Genomic DNA, 17221 nt, shown 5'->3' with positions numbered 1-17221 from the left:
AAGTATAAAGAGTGCTAACATTATTAGCGCCAAGGAGGATTTTATAAATGTTAAAACCATTGGGAGATAGAATTATTATTGAGAAAACAGAAACAGAACAAACTACAGCTAGCGGAATTGTATTGACAGATTCAGCTAAAGAATCGTCCAACGAAGGAAAAGTTGTTGCTGTTGGACCAGGTAAGCGTCTAGAAGATGGTACAAGACTTACTGTAGATGTTGCTGTAGGTGATCAAGTTGTATATCAACAATACGCAGGAACAGAAGTTAAACGAGATAAAGAAACATATATTATCCTTTCAGAAGATGACATTTTAGCAGTTATTGAATAATTTAGATAATATTTTTGAAGATATTTTATGGAGGTTTTTATAAATGGCTAAAGAACTAAAATTTTCAGAAGACGCTAGACGTTCTATGCTTGCTGGTGTTGATAAATTAGCAAATGCAGTTAAAGTAACTTTAGGACCTAAAGGACGTAACGTCGTTTTAGATAAAAAATTCACTTCACCATTAATCACAAATGATGGTGTTACAATCGCTAAAGAAATTGAATTACAAGATCCATATGAGAATATGGGTGCTAAATTAGTTGCAGAAGTTGCAAACCAAACAAATGATGTTGCAGGTGACGGTACAACTACAGCAACTGTCTTAGCTCAAGCGATGATTCAAGAAGGTTTAAAAAACGTAACAAGTGGTGCAAATCCAGTTGGTATTCGTGAAGGTATTGATAAAGCAGTTAAAGTAGCTTTAGAAGAATTACACAATATCTCTCAACCAGTTGAGAAAAAAGAAGAAATTGCACAAGTTGGTTCTATTTCTGCTGCGGATGAAGAAATTGGTAAATTTATTTCAGAAGCAATGGAAAAAGTAGGTAATGACGGTGTTATTACAATTGAAGAATCTAAAGGATTCAGCACTGAATTAGAAGTTGTTGAAGGTATGCAATTTGATAGAGGATATACTTCACCATATATGGTGACAGATTCAGACAAGATGACTGCTGAATTAGAAAATCCTTACATCTTAATTACAGATAAAAAGATTTCTTCATTCCAAGATATTTTACCTATCTTAGAAAAAATCTTACAAACAAATAGACCAATTTTAATTGTTGCTGACGATGTTGATGGAGATGCATTAACAAACTTAGTATTAAACAGATTACGTGGTACATTTACAGCAGTAGCAGTTAAAGCGCCTGGATTTGGTGACCGTCGTAAAGCAATGTTAGATGACTTAGCAATTTTAACTGGTGGCCAAGTGATTACTGATGACTTAGGTTTAGACTTAAAAGAAACAACTCTAGATATGCTTGGTGAAGCAGGTAAAGTTCAAGTTACTAAGGACGACACTACAATTGTTGAAGGTCAAGGTGACTCAGTAAACATCGACGCTCGTGTTGGTCAAATTAAAGCTCAAATTGAAGAAACAACTTCAGACTTTGATCGTACGAAATTACAAGAACGCTTAGCTAAATTAGCAGGTGGCGTTGCAGTTATTAAAGTAGGTGCTGCAACTGAAACAGAATTAAAAGAACGTAAATTAAGAATTGAAGATGCTTTAAACTCTACACGTGCTGCAGTTGAAGAAGGTATAGTAGCAGGTGGTGGTACAGCATTAGTATCTATTTATAATAAAGTAGCTGAAGTTGAAGCAAAAGGCGATGTACAAACTGGTGTGAACATTGTGTTGAAAGCTCTTGAAGCACCATTACGTCAAATCGTTGAAAATGCTGGCTTAGAAGGATCAATTATAGTTGAAAAACTTAAAAATGCTGATGAAGGTATTGGTTACAATGCAGCAACAGATGAATGGGTAAATATGTTAGACGCAGGTATTGTCGATCCAACAAAAGTTACACGTTCAGCATTACAAAATGCAGCATCTGTAGCAGCAATGTTCTTAACTACTGAAGCAGTAGTAGCAGACATTCCAGAAGAAGAACCAGCAGCACCAGATATGGGCGGCATGGGCGGAATGCCAGGTATGATGTAATTCGGTAAATATAACCGACATTACAAATTAAGAGATATGTCTAATCCCCTTTCTAAATGGTATTAAACCATATGGAAAGGGGATTTTTATGTTAAAATAAATCTAATTTGTATTAAAGGAGTAGAAAATATGATTAGATCTGCTGTTAAAGAAGATGCGAAAAAATTAAGTGAGTTAATGTTTATGATTTGGCATGATATGGAACTACCTTTAGTTGTTCAAAATGATCAGGAAACTGTTTTAAGATTACTTGAACAAGCGAGTGTTGAGAGTGAATATAGAAACCATTATAAACATAGTCAGGTATATGAAGTCGATGGTGAAGTAGCAGGTTTTCTTAATTGCTATAGTGGTACTGACGAAAAACAACTTGAAGAAAATTGGTACAATATTGCATTTAAAGATTCTTTTAAATTAGAAGGAACGCCGTTACCTGAACAAGAAGCGGATAATGGTGATTTATATATTGATTCAGTTGCGGTCTTTTCAGAATATAGAGGTAGAGGTATTGCTTCTAAACTTATAGTAGATGCTTTTGAACGAGCTAAAGAAAGAGGATTTAAGCAAGTATCATTAAATTGTGAATTTGATAATGAAGGTGCAATGAAATTATATGAGAAACTTGGTTTCAAGCCATCATATGATCGAAAACTAAGTGGACATGACTACAAATATATGATTAAACATTTATAGTAAACTAAAAAAGTAACATCGGTTGAAAATATTAGCCGATGTTACTTTTATTTTTCTCAATATCAAGCAAGATTTCTTTTCGTTCTATGCCACTGGAATATCCACCAATTGAACCATCAGCAGCTATCACACGATGACAAGGTACAAGAATCGTAATAAAATTCTTACCATTTGCATTAGCGACAGCACGAAAAGCAGTAGGTTTACCAATATTTTCAGCTAACTGCTTATAAGATATCGTCTCGCCAAACGGAATATCACATAAAGCACGCCACACTTTTTGTTGAAAAGGTGTACCAAAATTAAAATGTATAGGTGTTGTAAAATTAGAAAGATTACCTTCAAAATAAAGATTCAATTCCTCTTCAAGCTTATCTAAAATATGATTACTTTCATCATTAATTTCTGAATTAAGTTGTTTACGCACAATTTGTAACTCTTCTTCTAACGAAGGTTTATTCGTAAAATGTAACATTAATAAGTACTCATTATTAGCAATTGCTAACATTTCACCAGCACTCGTTTGAATTAACTTTTGGTATAAAGCCATAATCATCACTCCTAATGAGAGTTTAACATATAAAAATTTGATTGACTTTAGATTACTAAATGATAATATAATAATTAAACAGATGAGTTTAGTCGGAATTAAGGGAGGCGTTTTTATGAAAAGATACATATTTTTAGCTTTGACACTTATTTTATCAGTTGTGGTAGCAGCTTGTGGAAATAATGATGACAAAGAAAAGAAGGAAATTACTATTGCTACATCACCAGGACCTTATAGTGAGTTATTTTTGAAAGGTATTAAACCTGAATTAGAGAAGAAAGGTTATACTGTTAAAGATAAAGACTTCACTGAATTACTACAAGCTGATGTTGCTTTGCAAGAAGGTAGTGTGGATGTTAACGTTGATCAACATAAAGCGTATATGGATACGTTTAATAAAGAAAGAGATGCTGATTTAACGAATATTACTAAAATACCAACAGTGCCTGCACAAATTTTCTCTAATAAAAATAAAGATCTTAAAGGCATTAAAGATGGAGATACAATAGCTATACCACAAGATCCATCAAATGCAGCTAGAGCTTATCGTTTATTAGAAAAAGCAGGTTGGATTAAATTAAATGCAGATAAAAATGATATTAAAATCACGAAGAAAAATATTTCTGATAATCCAATGAATCTTAACATCAAAACGATGGATTCTGCAAATATTCCTAGAATTTTAGACGAAGTTGATTATGCAGTTATACCAGGTTCAATTGTTTACGCTTCGAAAGTTGATCCAGCTAAAGGACTTCTAAAAGAAGATTTAGTAGAAGATTTATATTTACAAGTTGTTGTAGATAGTAAAAATAAAGATGCTAAATGGGTTAAAGATATAAAAGAGGCATATCAATCAAAAGGATTTAAGAAAGTATTAGATAAAGAAAATAAAGATGATTATTGGAAAATACCAAAGCAATCATAATATAAATATAGAGACTGGGACATTACCTTATGTTCCAGTCTCTATATTTTTTTACTTCTTTTTATTAGCCTTTTTTCGGTCGCCATTTCTACTTATAAATGCAGCTACTAAAAATAATATTGATGCGAATGTAAATTGAATGCCTGAGTTGCCGCTTATTTGAATGCCTATTCCAATAATTAAGCAGATTATAGCTAAACCAACGAGAACTTTTGTAATTGTAGACATATATTTTGCTCCTTTACTTTATTTATTATATCAATTATTTCTTTGTTATCCAAAAAGGGATGATTTTCTAAAATTAAATGATGAAATTTAGTGAACACACTTTTAATTTTCATTATTCTCGTCTAGTATAGAAGTATCATAACAATGAAAGAGGATGACTTTCTATGAACCCACTAGCATTAGAATTAAATGAACAACTGAAAAAAGAATATCCTGTTGTATTAGATATGCTTTCCGATTTAGGTAAATCTATTTATTATCCAAAGGGTATTTTATCACAATCTGGAGAAGCAAAAGGTACAAAGTATAATGCAACAATCGGTATGGCAACTACTGATGAAGGTATTATGTACACAGATGCTTTATATAACCAATTTGGTACCCAAGATCCAAGTGATATATTCCCATATGCACCGCCACAAGGTGATGAACGTTTACGTACATTATGGCAACATAAAATTTTAAAAGACAATCCTGATTTAAGTGCTGATGATATTTCTAAACCAGTCGTAACAAATGCATTAACACACGGATTATCTTTAGCTGGAGACTTATTTGTAGATGCACAAGATACAATTTTATTACCTGAACATAACTGGGGGAACTATAAATTAGCTTTTGGTGTAAGACATAGTGCGAACATTGAAACTTATAAAGCATTTGAAGAAGATGGCAGTTACACTTTAGAATATTTCAAACATGCTTTAGAACAATATAATAAAGAAAAAGTTATTCTCGTTTTAAACTTCCCAAATAATCCAACTGGCTATACACCAGTAGTTGAAGAAGTAAAAGAAATGGTTGAAGCTATTAAACAATTAGCTGATAAAGGTACGCAAGTAATTACTTTAGTTGATGATGCTTATTATGGATTATTCTTTGAAGATGTTTATAAACAATCTGTCTTTACAGCAATAACTGCGCTAAATCATGAAAATATTATGCCGGTTAAAATTGATGGGGCTACTAAAGAATACTTCTCATGGGGCTTCCGTGTTGGTTTCTTAACATTTGGTAGTCAAAATGATGTTGTTAAAGATGTATTAGTTGCTAAATTAAAAGGATTAATTAGAAGTAACTTATCAAGTTGTTCTTTACCAAGCCAAACTGCAATTATTCATGCAATGGAAGATCCTTCTTTCCAAGATCAAGTTGATCATAACGTGAATATTTTAAAAGAAAGATATGAAGTAACGAAAGAAGTCGCTTATCGTGATGAATTTAAATCATTATGGACGCCGTATGCATTTAATTCAGGTTACTTTATGGCACTTAAAGTGTTAGATGTAGACCCTGAGCAATTGAGATTACATTTAATTGAGAAGTATAGTATCGGTATTATTGCTTTAAATAAAACAGATATCCGTATTGCGTTTAGCTGTATTGAAAAATCTGATATAGAACATGTATTTGAATCTATTGCTAAAGCAATCAATGACTTAAAATAATAAAATTAAACAGAGTGTGTATATATGTCGTATATACACACTCTGTTTTTTTATGTCTAAAAACGCTAATTTATAAGCTTTTTGTTGAATATGTTTGACAAACATGTATATAATGTATATACTGTTTATACACAGTTAGAGAGAGGGAGGTTAAACATGAAGATTCTACTTCAAAATAATAGTAATCAACCAATTTATGAACAGATTAAAGAACAAATCAAAGCACAAATATTACAAGGTAAAGTAGAACAGGGTGCTTCATTACCTTCTATGAGAGAGTTAGCAAGTGATTTAGGTGTCAGTTTAATAACAACTAAACGTGCTTATGTTGATTTAGAACAAGAGCAATTTGTCACGACCATAAGAGGGAAGGGCACTTTTGTAAAATCACAAGACCCCTCAATCATGAAAGAAAAACAGTTTATTGTCATAGAGGATTTAGCAAGAGATTTAACTAAACAAGCAAAGTTAATCGGAATGGATGTTAAAGAACTCAATGAAATCGTTAATTTGATTTATGAGGAAGGTGAATAAAATGGACAATGCGATAGACGTTAAAAATCTAAATTTTAGTCATAAAAATCTTAAATTATCAGATGTTAATTTTGAAGTACGTAAAGGTTATGTAACGGGATTTATTGGTGCGAATGGTGCTGGTAAAACTACTATTATTCGTATAATTATGGGCCTTCTTAAAGAACAAAGTGGAGATTTAAAGATACTTGGAGAATATTTAAGTGAGAATCCAGTTGAAATTAAAAATAAAATCGGCTTTGTCTATTCTGAATTATATATGTATGAAAACTGGAATATTAAAACAATCGAGAAAGTTGTCAGTAAATATTATAAACAATGGGACCACGATGTATTTGAAGGTTATATTAAAGAATTTAAATTACCTTATAAACAAAAAATTAAGCAATTTTCAACAGGTATGAAAATGAAATTGTCATTAGCAATCGCATTAAGTCACCATGCTGAACTTTACATTCTAGATGAACCAACTGCAGGACTTGATCCAGTAGTACGTAATGAAGTGCTTGAAATTCTACAAAGAGAGTTAATTGATGAAGAAAAAACTATCTTCTTCTCTACACATATTATTTCAGATTTAGAGAAAATTGCTGATTATATCGTTTATTTGAAAAATGGATCAATTGTTATTAATGAAAGTGTAGAAGATTTAACAGATGGTTATCGAATCATTAAAGGAGACCAATCCATACTTGATGATGAATTAAGATCGCTATTAATCAGTGTGAAAGAAACGAATACAGGTTTCTCAGGATTAACAAGACAAAGCTCAGTATTTGTTGAGTTATTTGGAAATGAAGTAGTCGTTGAAACACCATCAATAGAGGATATTATGGTAAGAATTGAGAAAGATCAATTCGATAAGGAAGTGGTATAAATGAAAGCTGTTTTCTACCGGAACTTTCAATATGAGAAGGGGTATTACTTACTTTATTTAATCTGCTTCGGATTAGTATTTATAACGAAGTTTACTGTGTCTTTTCAAAATATAGAACTCATGAATGTATTAGCGGTATATTTTGTCGCAGTCGTTTCAGTTCACAGTATTAATCATGCGATATTTTTAAATAAACAAAGTAGTCAAATCTTTTATATGAGTTTACCAATTTCTAAAATTGATATTGTAAAAGGGCATTATTTATATAATTTATTAGTAACAGGTATTTCATTTATCATGATTATGGTCATAGCATTCGTAAAACAAGACACAATATTTTTACAAGCTGGGTTATTTATTGTAGCAACGAATTTATTTACTTTAAGCATCGTTTATCCAACATTTGCTCATTTAAATATTAATCAATTAGGGGCTTGGATATTAGTTGCTATGTATGGCATATTCACAATGTTTTACTTTGGTATATATTCGAATCGATCTCGCCAATTTGCTGATTTATTAGGTTGGAAAATATTTTTATACTATACACCAGCAATCATATTATTAATCGTTGCAATCATATGGTTGATTCAGTTTAGTAGAGCTATCAAACGAGCGAATCAAGATCAAATTACGGTTTATGGAGGTATAAAATGAAGGCAATATTATATAGAAACTTAGTTTTATCAAAATCATACCTATATTTAATGTTGGCTACAGCATTGTTATTACCATTAATAGTCGTATTACCAATTGATGGTTTTATTAAAATAGCTATTTTAGGCATACTCGTCGTTATGATCCATATTGTGTTCTTAGTGCCAATGTATTTTCTATTTAATAGAATCAATAAAAATCATTCTGAATATACATTTTTAAGTTTACCTGTTAAGCAATCAACAGTCGTTAATGCTCATTATTTAACAGGATTATTATTTATTTTATTCACACAATTACTACTTGGTTTATGTACAATTGTAGCATTTTTAATACAAGAAAAAGGCATGGAGGTTTCATACGACATTTCAGGAATGTGTTTAAGTATTGCAGGGAATTTGTTAACAATCAGCTTAATCTTGCCATTTGCTGAGTATAAAAGATTGATCAATATTCCTATTATATTTTGGATGATTATAGTCGGTGCAATTGTACCAAACTCAATACAGTTTATAGATTATGTGCTTAAATTCTTTTCCATACAATCGCACATATTTAAGACACATGATATGTCTATCTTTTTAGGATGCTCTATCATTCTATTTATCGTGAGTTATACCATTTCAATCATTAAAGCGCGAAAGCATGCAATTACAATTTAAAGGAGAGGTGAATAATCGTGAAATTAAAAAATATACAAAAGTATTACGGTAAGCAACATATCCTCAAAAATATTGACTTTGATTTTGGGGAAAGCCAAATTGTCGGACTAATAGGTAAAAATGGTGTAGGTAAAACAACATTAATGAAAATTATGAACCAGAATATTATGAAGTATGAAGGAACTTTCAACAAAGAAAATAGTGACAAAGTGGGTTATTTAATAGAAAATCCAAAATTATATTTAAATAAAACGGGTTATTATAATTTAAACTTCTTTAGAAATGTATTAGGGACAAATGTAGATGATGATTATATCAATACGTTAATCGAGTCATTTGGCATTAAGCCTTATATCGACAAAAAAGTAAAAAAATATTCAATGGGTATGAAGCAGAAGTTATCTATTGCAGTGGCACTTATGAATAAACCACAATATTTGATTTTAGATGAACCGACAAACGGGATGGATCCAGACGGTTCGATTGACGTCTTAAAAACTTTACAAAAAGTAAGTAAAGATTTGAATATTAAAGTACTTATTTCAAGTCATAAGTTAGAAGATATTGAATTAATATGCGATAGAACAGTATTTATGAAAGATGGGGCGATCGTTGAAGATTACGATATGAAAGCTCAATCAAAAGACGTTACCAAATTTATTTTTGACCATTCAAACTATAATGAGGCGCTTAATCTTCTTACGATGAATTACAAAGTGGTAACAAGTAATAAACAAGAATCGATTATTTCAGTTGAAGCACTACAAGATTATCAAGAAGTGTTAAAAGTATTAAGCGCTCAAAATATTTATCCTAAGTTTATTCAAAATAATAAAACGACTTTAAGAGATCAATATTTTAATATTAACAAAGGAGTTGAAGTATCATGAATATCGCCCAACATGTAAAATATGATTTAACGAGAATATTTAAAAGCCCATTAGGCTATTTAGGATTTCTCATTTCATTGTTTCCAGGAATAGCCATCATGATTTCTGTTAAAACATTAGATGGACCATTTGATGCACAAGTTGTATTGGCTATGTTCTTCGTATTTGGAGGACTTGTATTATTAATGTTCTCTATTAGAACGATAGTACGTGATATGCAGTATGGCACGATTCAGTTGTTCTTAAATTCTAAAACAAATAGAGTGAAGTATTTATATGGCAAGTTACTATCTATCATTGGCATTGTTATTATATTTACGATTTTAGGTACGCTATTTACATTATTAGCATCAACTATTATAGATGCAGGCGAATTAAGTGTCTCTGACTATTTCAAAATGCTTGGTGAATTTCTACTTATCATGCTATTTTACGGAACATTATTAAATATCCTTAATTTACTTACTGGTAAATCAGCAGTTGTTTATACTACTGCTATCATATTAATATTATTTTTACCTAATATCTTTGATGCATTTATATTTATTCCTGAAATAGGAGAAGATTTATCAAAAATGATGAAATACAATCCTTTAGACTTTTTACCTAAAATATTGAATCAAGGTTCACTAACAATGAAAGTATCACAAATATGGATATCTGTAGCATGTATTGCTGTATTTACGGGTATCAATCATTACATGATAAGAAATAAGAATATTTAATGGTTTATCCCTCATTTCTATGTTAAATTTAACTTATTAGACATAAGAATGAGGGATATTTTTGGGTAAAAAATTTATTAAACATTATATCATTATTGGTATAATATGTATTGTCGCAAGTTTCTTTTTCCATGGTACACCTAGCTCATTAATGATTGGAGCTGGACTAGGATTTTTCTTAACAGCTGTATTAGCGAAATTTGAAAAAGAAGATAAAGTTGATGAACATCCAGATAAATTAAAAGATAAAAATGAAAAAAAGTAGCTACTACATTTCGTAGTAGTTACTTTTTATGAAATTGAGGGGGTGAATCTATGTTACGTAGTTTACTATTCAAAAAGCTTGAACAAAAAGAACAAGATATGATTAAGCATTATCAATATTTACATCAATATCCTGAACCGTCATTTATTGAAGTGAAGACTTCACAATATATAGAAGCATTTTATGAAAATAAAGATGTCGTTATACATAAACGCATTGGTGGTAATTACGGACTGATTGTAGAGATTGAAGGCAGTTTACCGGGAAAAACAATTGCATTACGAGCAGACTTTGATGCTTTAAATATTACTGAAGATACAGGATTACCATTTAGTTCTAAAAATAAAGGGTGGATGCATGCATGTGGGCATGATGCACATACTGCATATTTGTTAATACTTGCGGAATGTTTGATCGAACTTAAAGCGCATTTACCAGGTAAGATTATGATTATCCATCAACATGCCGAAGAGTTAGCACCAGGTGGCGCAATTGACATGATGCAGTCAGGATATTTAAATGGTGTGGATGAAATCTATGGTATTCATTTATTCCCTGATTATACACCCGACGTTATTTCATATAGAAAAGGTCCCACAATGGGTGGTAGATCATTATTTCATCTTAAAGTTAAAGGGAAAGGTGGTCATGGATCAAGTCCGCACCTTGCGAACGATGCCATAATGGCAGCAAGTACTTTCGTAACGAATGTTCAAACCGTTGTATCGAGAAGGCTGAATCCATTTGATATGGGCGTTGTTACGATTAGTTCATTTAATGGTTTAGGATCATTAAATGTTATACAAGATAGTGTGGAATTAGCTGGTGATGTAAGATATATGGAAAGCCGTATAGGTCATCAAATCCATGATGAAATCGAACAGTTAATTAAAGGATTAGAAGATACATTTAATATTCAATGTGAGTTTAAATATGAATTAGATTGTATTCCACTAGTCAATCACTATAAACAAACAGATTATTTGATAGATATTTTGGCAACGAGTCAAGGTGATTATTTTGAATCTTTAAAAGAACATGAACAATTAACGAGTTCTGAAGACTTTGCGATATATCTTGAAAAAATACCAGGTACATTTTTCTTTGTCGGATGTAAACCATATGGAATTGATAAAGCGCACTTTAACCATAGTCCGAAATTTGTCGTAAATGAAGATGCTTTATTAACGGCGAGTAAAGCATTAGGGGAAGTTGTACTAAACCGATTATCAATTGAATAGCGTTATATTTATAAGAGTTTGGGATTAAAAAAATCCTGAACTCTTTTTTTTGTATTTTAAAAAATAAGCAGTAACCGTTTACAAATAATTCGAAAACGTTTACAATAACTTGTATACAAGTATACGAAGTTTGGAGGTATTTTATGAAACATCATTATCATTATCCAAGCGAATGGTTAAAGCATCGTTCAACGGGAGAGCAAGTAGCGAGTGAACTTAGGCTAGCAATTATAAGTAAGATTATAGAAGAAGGCGATAAGTTAAGTGAAAATAAAATTGCTCAACAATTTGAAGTGAGTCGATCGCCAGTAAGAGATGCACTTAAACTCCTGCAACAAGATGGACTTATATCTTTAGAGCGTATGGGAGCAGTTGTTATGGGTTTATCTAAAGCAAACCAAAAAGAAATATATGACATTAGGTTGATGTTAGAGTCATTTGTATTTGAAAGATTACTAGTTGAAAATAATGATGAAGTGATTAAACAGCTGAATAAAATATTAAAAATGATGACTGTAGCTGTTGAATTTGAAGATGCAGATGAATTCACGAGATTGGATTTACTATTTCATGAATCAATGATCACTGCTATTCACCATCAATACATTGAAATGATATGGCACAATTTAACGCCAGTTATGGAATGTTTAGTTTTGATTTCAATGAGAAAAAGAATGCATAATGAACCAGAAGATTTCAAAAGAGTCATTCATAACCATAAAGTATATATTGAAGCGATTGAAAATAAAGATAGAAATAAAATGAAAGAAGCATTTCATTTAAATTTCGATGACGTTGATGAACAAATTGATGTCTTGTGGAATTCTCAAACTAATATAGATAGAAAGTAGGATTTTGTAATGAAATATATGATTGGTGTAGATATTGGTACAACGAGTACTAAAGCTGTTATTTATGATAGCGAAGGGAACTTTTTGAAAAAACATAATATAGAATATCCAATGACGACCCATGAGATTGGCGTTGCAGAAGAAAGTCCTGCAGAAATATTCGACGCTGTACTATTTACAGTAAAAAAAGTGATTAGAGAAGTTGGCGCTAAGCCAGAAGAAATCAAATTATTAAGTTTCAGTAGTGCCATGCACAGCTTGATAGCAATGGATAAAAATAATCAGCCATTAACGGAATGTATCACTTGGGCAGATAATAGAGCAAGTGAATACGCAGATAAGATAAATAATGAACATAACGGATTAGAAATATATAAAAGAACTGGTACACCGATTCATCCAATGTCTCCATTATCAAAAATTTATTGGTTAAAACATGAACATGCTGATATATTCAAGAATACTGAGAAATGGATAGATATTAAGACTTATGTATTCTATCAATTATTTGAAACTTACGTTATGGACCACTCAATTGGTTCAGCGACAGGTATGATGAATTTGAATACATTAAATTGGGATAAAGATGTCTTATCCTTGCTTGAAATTAGTGAAACACAATTACCTGAATTAGTGTCAACAACACATATTATGAAACAAGTTAAAAAGAATTATGCTGATATTATGGGCATCAATGAAGATACACCGATAGTAATCGGCGCTTCAGATGGCGTATTGTCCAATTTAGGTGTTAATAGCTATCGTGAAGGAGAAGTAGCTGTAACGATTGGAACGAGCGGTGCTATTAGAACAATTATTGATAAACCAAAGACAGATGATAAAGGTAGAATATTCTGTTACGTATTAACAGAAGATCATTATTGCATCGGAGGACCGGTGAATAACGGTGGTGTCGTTCTAAGATGGTTAAGAGATGAATTGTTAGCAAGTGAAGTTGAAACAGCTAAAAGACTTGGCGTTGATTCATATGATGTCTTAACTAAGATTGCAAGTAGAGTAAAACCTGGGGCAAATGGTTTGTTATTCCATCCATATTTAGCTGGTGAAAGGGCGCCACTTTGGAATGCGAATGCAAGAGGTAGTTACTTTGGTTTGACACTGTCTCATAAAAAAGAACATATGATACGTGCTGCGTTAGAAGGTGTTCTACTTAATTTATATACAGTATATCTCGCTTTAATAGAAGTGATGGATAAAGCACCTGAACAAATTAAAGCAACAGGTGGATTTGCTAAAAGTGAAGTATGGCGCCAAATGATGGCAGATATATTTGATACTTCCGTTGAAGTACCAGAAAGTTACGAAAGTTCTTGTTTAGGTGCTTGTATATTAGGATTAAAAGCTATTGGGGAGATAGAGGATTTTGAAGTTTTAAGCGAAATGGTCGGTAAAACATATCAACATGAACCTAACCAAGAGAATGTCGATATTTACCAATCGTTAATCCCAATTTACATCAATTTAAGTCGTAAATTAAAAGAAGAATACGATTTAATTTCAGAATTTCAATCAACACATTCATAAGGAGATGTTTATATGTTTTCAGAAATTGCACCATTATTAATTGTAGCACTTGCAATTGTTATATTATTAGGTTTAATTATGTGGCTAAAACTTAACACATTTGTATCTCTGATTATCACGGCTATGTTAACAGGTATTATGCTTGGTATGCCACTAAGCAAAGTCATTGGTACAATTGAAACAGGAATGGGATCTACACTCGGTCACATTGCTTTAATATTTGGTCTCGGAGCTATGTTAGGTAAGTTACTAGCAGACGGAGGCGGTGCAACTAGAATTGCACATACATTGATTAATAAATTTGGTCAAAAACGCATTCAATGGGCAGTTGTAACAGCATCATTTATTATTGGTATAGCATTATTCTTCGAAGTAGGGTTAGTATTATTAATTCCGATTGTCTTTACAATTGCTAAAGAGTCTAAAGTTTCAACATTATACTTAGGTATTCCAATGACAGCTGCATTATCTGTTACGCATGGATTTTTACCACCTCACCCAGGTCCAGTCATGATCGCTAAAGAATTTGGTGCAGATATTGGTCAAGTATTACTATTCGGCTTTATTGTTGCAATACCAGTAACGATTATTGCAGGTCCTATTTTTACAAAATTTGCGAAAAAAGCAATTCCAGAAGCATTTACTAAGTCAGGTGACTTAGCTTCATTAGGTAAACAAAAAACATTCAATATAGACGAAACACCTAGCTTCGGAATTTCTGCTTTAACAGCTTTATTACCTGTATTCATTATGCTTATTTCTACTATTGTAGATTTATTAACAGGTTCACCAGAAAACCCACAAGGTATTTTAGGTTTTATTAGTTTTATTGGTGAAGCGGGTACTGCAATGTTAATTTCTGTATTATTTGCTATTTACTCAATGGGACTTAAACGAGGATATAAAGTTACAGAAGTTATGGATACATTAACAAATGCCATTTATCCAATCGGTATGATGCTCTTAATCATCGGTGGCGGTGGAGCATTTAAGCAAATATTAATTGATGGTGGCGTAGGTAAAACAGTTGAGTCACTATTTACAGATACTGCAATGTCTCCAATATTATTAGCTTGGATTGTTGCAGCAGTACTAAGATTAGCATTAGGTTCTGCTACAGTTGCTGCGATATCAACAGTTGGTATTGTTATGCCATTATTAGAATCATCAGATGCTAATTTAGCATTAGTCGTATTAGCAACTGGTGCTGGTAGTGTAATCGCGTCACACGTGAATGATGCAGGTTTCTGGATGTTTAAAGAATATTTCGGTTTAACAATGAAAGAAACATTCTTATCATGGACGCTTCTTGAAACAGTTATCTCAGTTTCAGGTATTATCTTTATACTATTTATAAGTCTATTTGTTTAAAATATTTAAATATGAATATTAAAACCTCCAAATCTGTTTATTTAAAGATTTGGAGGTTTTGTTATGTGATTTTATTTGATGTTACTGTGCTTGCATTTCTTTAATTCTTTTTATATCTACTCTAATTAGGAATGAAATCGCTAAAGCTAAGACAAAGAATGCTGCGAAAATATATAACGTTGCCATGTAACTTTGTGTAACTTCTCTGACAGTTGCTGATATAAAAGGTCCAACCAATCCAGCTGCTGCCCATGCCGTTAATATATAGCCATGTATGGCACCGAGTTGTTTCGTACCAAATATATCACCGATATAAGCGGGGATAGAAGCGAAACCACCGCCATAACAAGAGATGATGATGAATAGAATAATTTGAAACAGCATTGGACTATCAACGATTGGTAACCATAAGAATAATGCGATTTGAATGACAAAGAAAATTGTATAGACATTTGTTCTGCCAATAAAATCAGAAATACTTGCCCAAATGAGTCGTCCAAGTCCATTAAACACACCGATAATACCAACCATTGTCGCGGCTTTGGCAGGTGTTAAGTTTACAATTTCTTGTGCCATTGGACTTGCTACCGATAAAATCGCTATACCACAAGTAACATTGATAAAGAGCATTAACCATAAATAATAAAACCTTTTAGTTCTAACGGCCTCATTGGCAGATATTTGAACTAAGTCTGGCTTTTTCTTTTTATCCTTTTGAGGATTAAAACTATTAGGTCTATAATATTCTGGTGGTCTTTCTAAATATAAACTAGAGATCAGCATGATAATACAATACACGACTGCTAAAATAATAAAAGTCGATACAAGATTAAAATGTGTAATGAGAAATTCTATAACTGGACTGGCAATCATTGATGCGAATCCAAATCCCATAATTGCTAATCCTGTAGCCATACCACGCTTATCGGGGAACCATTTTACTAATGTAGATACAGGTGCAATATATCCAATACCAAGCCCAATACCTGATAACACACCATATCCTAAGTAAAGTAAGGGCAAGCTCTCGACGGAAATCGCATAACTAGAAAGTAACAATCCTGAGATGAAAAATATCGTAGAAACGAGTCCGGATAAACGTGGACCAAATTTCTCAACGAAATGTCCCATAAAAGCTGCAGAAAGCCCTAAAAACAATATTGCAATACTAAATATTCTTGATACTTCACTTAATGTAAAACCTAAATCATTTTGAATATGTTTCGTAAATACACTCCATGAATAAACAGATCCTATTGAAATATGTATTCCAACAGCTGCAACAGCAATGAGCCACCTGTTTTTAATTTTCTTGTTCATCATATTCCCCCTATAGTAATTGTGTCCAATTGATGTCATTATAGCTAAATTCAGAATATTCAGCAATCAAAATTTTGAAAAGTGTCATTATTCAACAGTTAGGCAGCTTTATTGCATGTTGATTTAATCGTCTTTTTAACAGTTAGGCATGCCTAACTGTTAAAAAAATAGTTGTAAAATACACTTAAGAAATGAAATATTTGAGTTAAGAATGAATCAACAAAAATTCCTATCTCACTGATATACTTTAGTCATAGATAACACAACACGAAGCACAATCCATTCAATTCCTCAAAACTATTTCGTATATGTTTTTTCATGATTGTAAATGACTTTGTGTAGAACGTGTTTTGATAGTTATCTGTAATTGTAACGTTGAAATGGATCATAAAATGATTCAAGATATTTTTATAAAGTTTCCCGGCTTTATAAAAA

At 31.8% G+C, this 17221-nt stretch carries 19 protein-coding genes; 16 read left to right on the top strand and 3 right to left on the bottom strand.

Annotation, left to right across the window (positions count from 1 at the left end; genetic code table 11):
• Nucleotides 1–47: 47 nt before the first annotated feature.
• From groES to LQ675_RS11685, 3 genes are all read left to right on the top strand, one after another.
• A complete protein-coding gene (gene groES / locus LQ675_RS11695) occupies nt 48–332 on the top strand; it encodes a co-chaperone GroES (RefSeq protein WP_025905068.1) in 285 nt (94 codons plus the stop codon).
• 43 nt (nt 333–375) lie between these two features.
• The gene (groL, locus tag LQ675_RS11690; protein ID WP_037589599.1) at nt 376–2001 is read left to right on the top strand and encodes a chaperonin GroEL; all 1626 of its coding nucleotides are present in this window, start codon (nt 376–378) and stop codon (nt 1999–2001) included.
• A gap of 129 nt (nt 2002–2130) precedes the next feature.
• Complete coding sequence (locus LQ675_RS11685; protein WP_107601906.1) at nt 2131–2694, top strand: GNAT family N-acetyltransferase; 564 nt, start codon at nt 2131–2133, stop codon at nt 2692–2694.
• 31 nt (nt 2695–2725) lie between these two features.
• Here the strand turns inward: LQ675_RS11685 and LQ675_RS11680 are convergent, their stop codons facing one another.
• On the bottom strand, nt 2726–3244 hold the full coding sequence (locus LQ675_RS11680) for a methylated-DNA--[protein]-cysteine S-methyltransferase (protein WP_048540603.1): 519 nt from the start codon (nt 3242–3244) through the stop codon (nt 2726–2728).
• Nucleotides 3245–3359: 115 nt separating this feature from the next.
• Here LQ675_RS11680 and LQ675_RS11675 point away from each other — a divergent pair, with 115 nt between their 5' ends.
• Nucleotides 3360–4172, top strand: coding sequence for a MetQ/NlpA family ABC transporter substrate-binding protein (locus LQ675_RS11675; RefSeq protein WP_107601905.1), 813 nt, complete (start codon nt 3360–3362; stop codon nt 4170–4172).
• Nucleotides 4173–4223: 51 nt separating this feature from the next.
• Here the strand turns inward: LQ675_RS11675 and LQ675_RS11670 are convergent, their stop codons facing one another.
• Complete coding sequence (locus LQ675_RS11670) at nt 4224–4400, bottom strand: hypothetical protein (RefSeq protein ID WP_048540605.1); 177 nt, start codon at nt 4398–4400, stop codon at nt 4224–4226.
• 164 nt (nt 4401–4564) lie between these two features.
• Between LQ675_RS11670 and LQ675_RS11665 the strand changes: the two genes are divergently transcribed.
• The 12 genes from LQ675_RS11665 to LQ675_RS11610 all read left to right on the top strand — a co-directional run bounded on the left by LQ675_RS11665 (nt 4565) and on the right by LQ675_RS11610 (nt 15466).
• The gene (locus LQ675_RS11665; RefSeq protein WP_107601904.1) at nt 4565–5848 is read left to right on the top strand and encodes an aminotransferase class I/II-fold pyridoxal phosphate-dependent enzyme; all 1284 of its coding nucleotides are present in this window, start codon (nt 4565–4567) and stop codon (nt 5846–5848) included.
• 156 nt (nt 5849–6004) lie between these two features.
• Nucleotides 6005–6382, top strand: coding sequence for a PSM export ABC transporter transcriptional regulator PmtR (gene pmtR, locus LQ675_RS11660; protein WP_048540607.1), 378 nt, complete (start codon nt 6005–6007; stop codon nt 6380–6382).
• Nucleotide 6383: 1 nt separating this feature from the next.
• A complete protein-coding gene (gene pmtA / locus LQ675_RS11655; protein ID WP_075578473.1) occupies nt 6384–7259 on the top strand; it encodes a phenol-soluble modulin export ABC transporter ATP-binding protein PmtA in 876 nt (291 codons plus the stop codon).
• On the top strand, nt 7260–7916 hold the full coding sequence (locus LQ675_RS11650) for an ABC-2 transporter permease (protein ID WP_088592240.1): 657 nt from the start codon (nt 7260–7262) through the stop codon (nt 7914–7916).
• Nucleotides 7913–8578, top strand: coding sequence for a phenol-soluble modulin export ABC transporter permease subunit PmtB (gene pmtB, locus LQ675_RS11645; protein ID WP_048540610.1), 666 nt, complete (start codon nt 7913–7915; stop codon nt 8576–8578). Before LQ675_RS11650 ends, pmtB begins: the two co-directional genes overlap by 4 nt.
• Before the next feature lie 17 nt (nt 8579–8595).
• Nucleotides 8596–9468 (top strand): phenol-soluble modulin export ABC transporter ATP-binding protein PmtC, encoded by an 873-nt coding sequence (gene pmtC, locus LQ675_RS11640; protein WP_075578471.1) that lies wholly within the window; start codon nt 8596–8598, stop codon nt 9466–9468.
• Nucleotides 9465–10193: an ABC transporter permease subunit gene (locus LQ675_RS11635; RefSeq protein WP_048540612.1), complete on the top strand. Its 729-nt coding sequence runs from the start codon at nt 9465–9467 to the stop codon at nt 10191–10193. The genes pmtC and LQ675_RS11635 overlap by 4 nt, the downstream gene beginning before the upstream one ends.
• Before the next feature lie 61 nt (nt 10194–10254).
• Nucleotides 10255–10458 carry a hypothetical protein gene (locus tag LQ675_RS11630; protein ID WP_025905081.1) on the top strand — a complete coding sequence of 68 codons (204 nt, stop codon included), beginning with the start codon at nt 10255–10257 and terminating at the stop codon, nt 10456–10458.
• A gap of 50 nt (nt 10459–10508) precedes the next feature.
• Nucleotides 10509–11699, top strand: a complete 1191-nt coding sequence (locus LQ675_RS11625; protein ID WP_048540614.1) for an amidohydrolase — start codon at nt 10509–10511, stop codon at nt 11697–11699.
• A gap of 143 nt (nt 11700–11842) precedes the next feature.
• Entirely contained in the window at nt 11843–12550 is a 708-nt protein-coding gene (locus LQ675_RS11620; RefSeq protein ID WP_048540615.1) for a GntR family transcriptional regulator, read from the top strand.
• A 9-nt stretch (nt 12551–12559) separates the two neighbouring features.
• Nucleotides 12560–14095: a gluconokinase gene (gene gntK, locus LQ675_RS11615; protein WP_107601903.1), complete on the top strand. Its 1536-nt coding sequence runs from the start codon at nt 12560–12562 to the stop codon at nt 14093–14095.
• 12 nt (nt 14096–14107) lie between these two features.
• Entirely contained in the window at nt 14108–15466 is a 1359-nt protein-coding gene (locus LQ675_RS11610) for a gluconate:H+ symporter (protein ID WP_048540617.1), read from the top strand.
• Between the two features lie 81 nt (nt 15467–15547).
• Here the strand turns inward: LQ675_RS11610 and LQ675_RS11605 are convergent, their stop codons facing one another.
• Nucleotides 15548–16786 carry an L-lactate MFS transporter gene (locus LQ675_RS11605; RefSeq protein WP_107601902.1) on the bottom strand — a complete coding sequence of 413 codons (1239 nt, stop codon included), beginning with the start codon at nt 16784–16786 and terminating at the stop codon, nt 15548–15550.
• Nucleotides 16787–17221 lie beyond the last annotated feature (435 nt).

This window comes from Mammaliicoccus sp. D-M19 (genome assembly GCF_022386695.1).
GTDB classification, from domain to species: domain Bacteria; phylum Bacillota; class Bacilli; order Staphylococcales; family Staphylococcaceae; genus Mammaliicoccus; species Mammaliicoccus sciuri.
This window is presented reverse-complemented; position numbering and strand designations above follow the sequence as displayed.

What these genes read in the sequence shown, in the direction of transcription:
- LQ675_RS11625 (WP_048540614.1), top strand. Translation starts at nt 10,509, where the DNA reads ATGTTACGTAGTTTACTATTCAAAAAGCTTGAACAAAAAGAACAAGAT.
- pmtB (WP_048540610.1), top strand. Translation starts at nt 7,913, where the DNA reads ATGAAGGCAATATTATATAGAAACTTAGTTTTATCAAAATCATACCTA.
- LQ675_RS11685 (WP_107601906.1), top strand. Translation starts at nt 2,131, where the DNA reads ATGATTAGATCTGCTGTTAAAGAAGATGCGAAAAAATTAAGTGAGTTA.
- LQ675_RS11680 (WP_048540603.1), bottom strand. Translation starts at nt 3,244, where the DNA reads ATGGCTTTATACCAAAAGTTAATTCAAACGAGTGCTGGTGAAATGTTA.
- pmtA (WP_075578473.1), top strand. Translation starts at nt 6,384, where the DNA reads ATGGACAATGCGATAGACGTTAAAAATCTAAATTTTAGTCATAAAAAT.
- LQ675_RS11620 (WP_048540615.1), top strand. Translation starts at nt 11,843, where the DNA reads ATGAAACATCATTATCATTATCCAAGCGAATGGTTAAAGCATCGTTCA.
- LQ675_RS11665 (WP_107601904.1), top strand. Translation starts at nt 4,565, where the DNA reads ATGAACCCACTAGCATTAGAATTAAATGAACAACTGAAAAAAGAATAT.
- pmtR (WP_048540607.1), top strand. Translation starts at nt 6,005, where the DNA reads ATGAAGATTCTACTTCAAAATAATAGTAATCAACCAATTTATGAACAG.
- groES (WP_025905068.1), top strand. Translation starts at nt 48, where the DNA reads ATGTTAAAACCATTGGGAGATAGAATTATTATTGAGAAAACAGAAACA.
- LQ675_RS11635 (WP_048540612.1), top strand. Translation starts at nt 9,465, where the DNA reads ATGAATATCGCCCAACATGTAAAATATGATTTAACGAGAATATTTAAA.
- LQ675_RS11670 (WP_048540605.1), bottom strand. Translation starts at nt 4,400, where the DNA reads ATGTCTACAATTACAAAAGTTCTCGTTGGTTTAGCTATAATCTGCTTA.
- LQ675_RS11675 (WP_107601905.1), top strand. Translation starts at nt 3,360, where the DNA reads ATGAAAAGATACATATTTTTAGCTTTGACACTTATTTTATCAGTTGTG.
- LQ675_RS11610 (WP_048540617.1), top strand. Translation starts at nt 14,108, where the DNA reads ATGTTTTCAGAAATTGCACCATTATTAATTGTAGCACTTGCAATTGTT.
- gntK (WP_107601903.1), top strand. Translation starts at nt 12,560, where the DNA reads ATGAAATATATGATTGGTGTAGATATTGGTACAACGAGTACTAAAGCT.
- LQ675_RS11605 (WP_107601902.1), bottom strand. Translation starts at nt 16,786, where the DNA reads ATGAACAAGAAAATTAAAAACAGGTGGCTCATTGCTGTTGCAGCTGTT.
- LQ675_RS11650 (WP_088592240.1), top strand. Translation starts at nt 7,260, where the DNA reads ATGAAAGCTGTTTTCTACCGGAACTTTCAATATGAGAAGGGGTATTAC.
- groL (WP_037589599.1), top strand. Translation starts at nt 376, where the DNA reads ATGGCTAAAGAACTAAAATTTTCAGAAGACGCTAGACGTTCTATGCTT.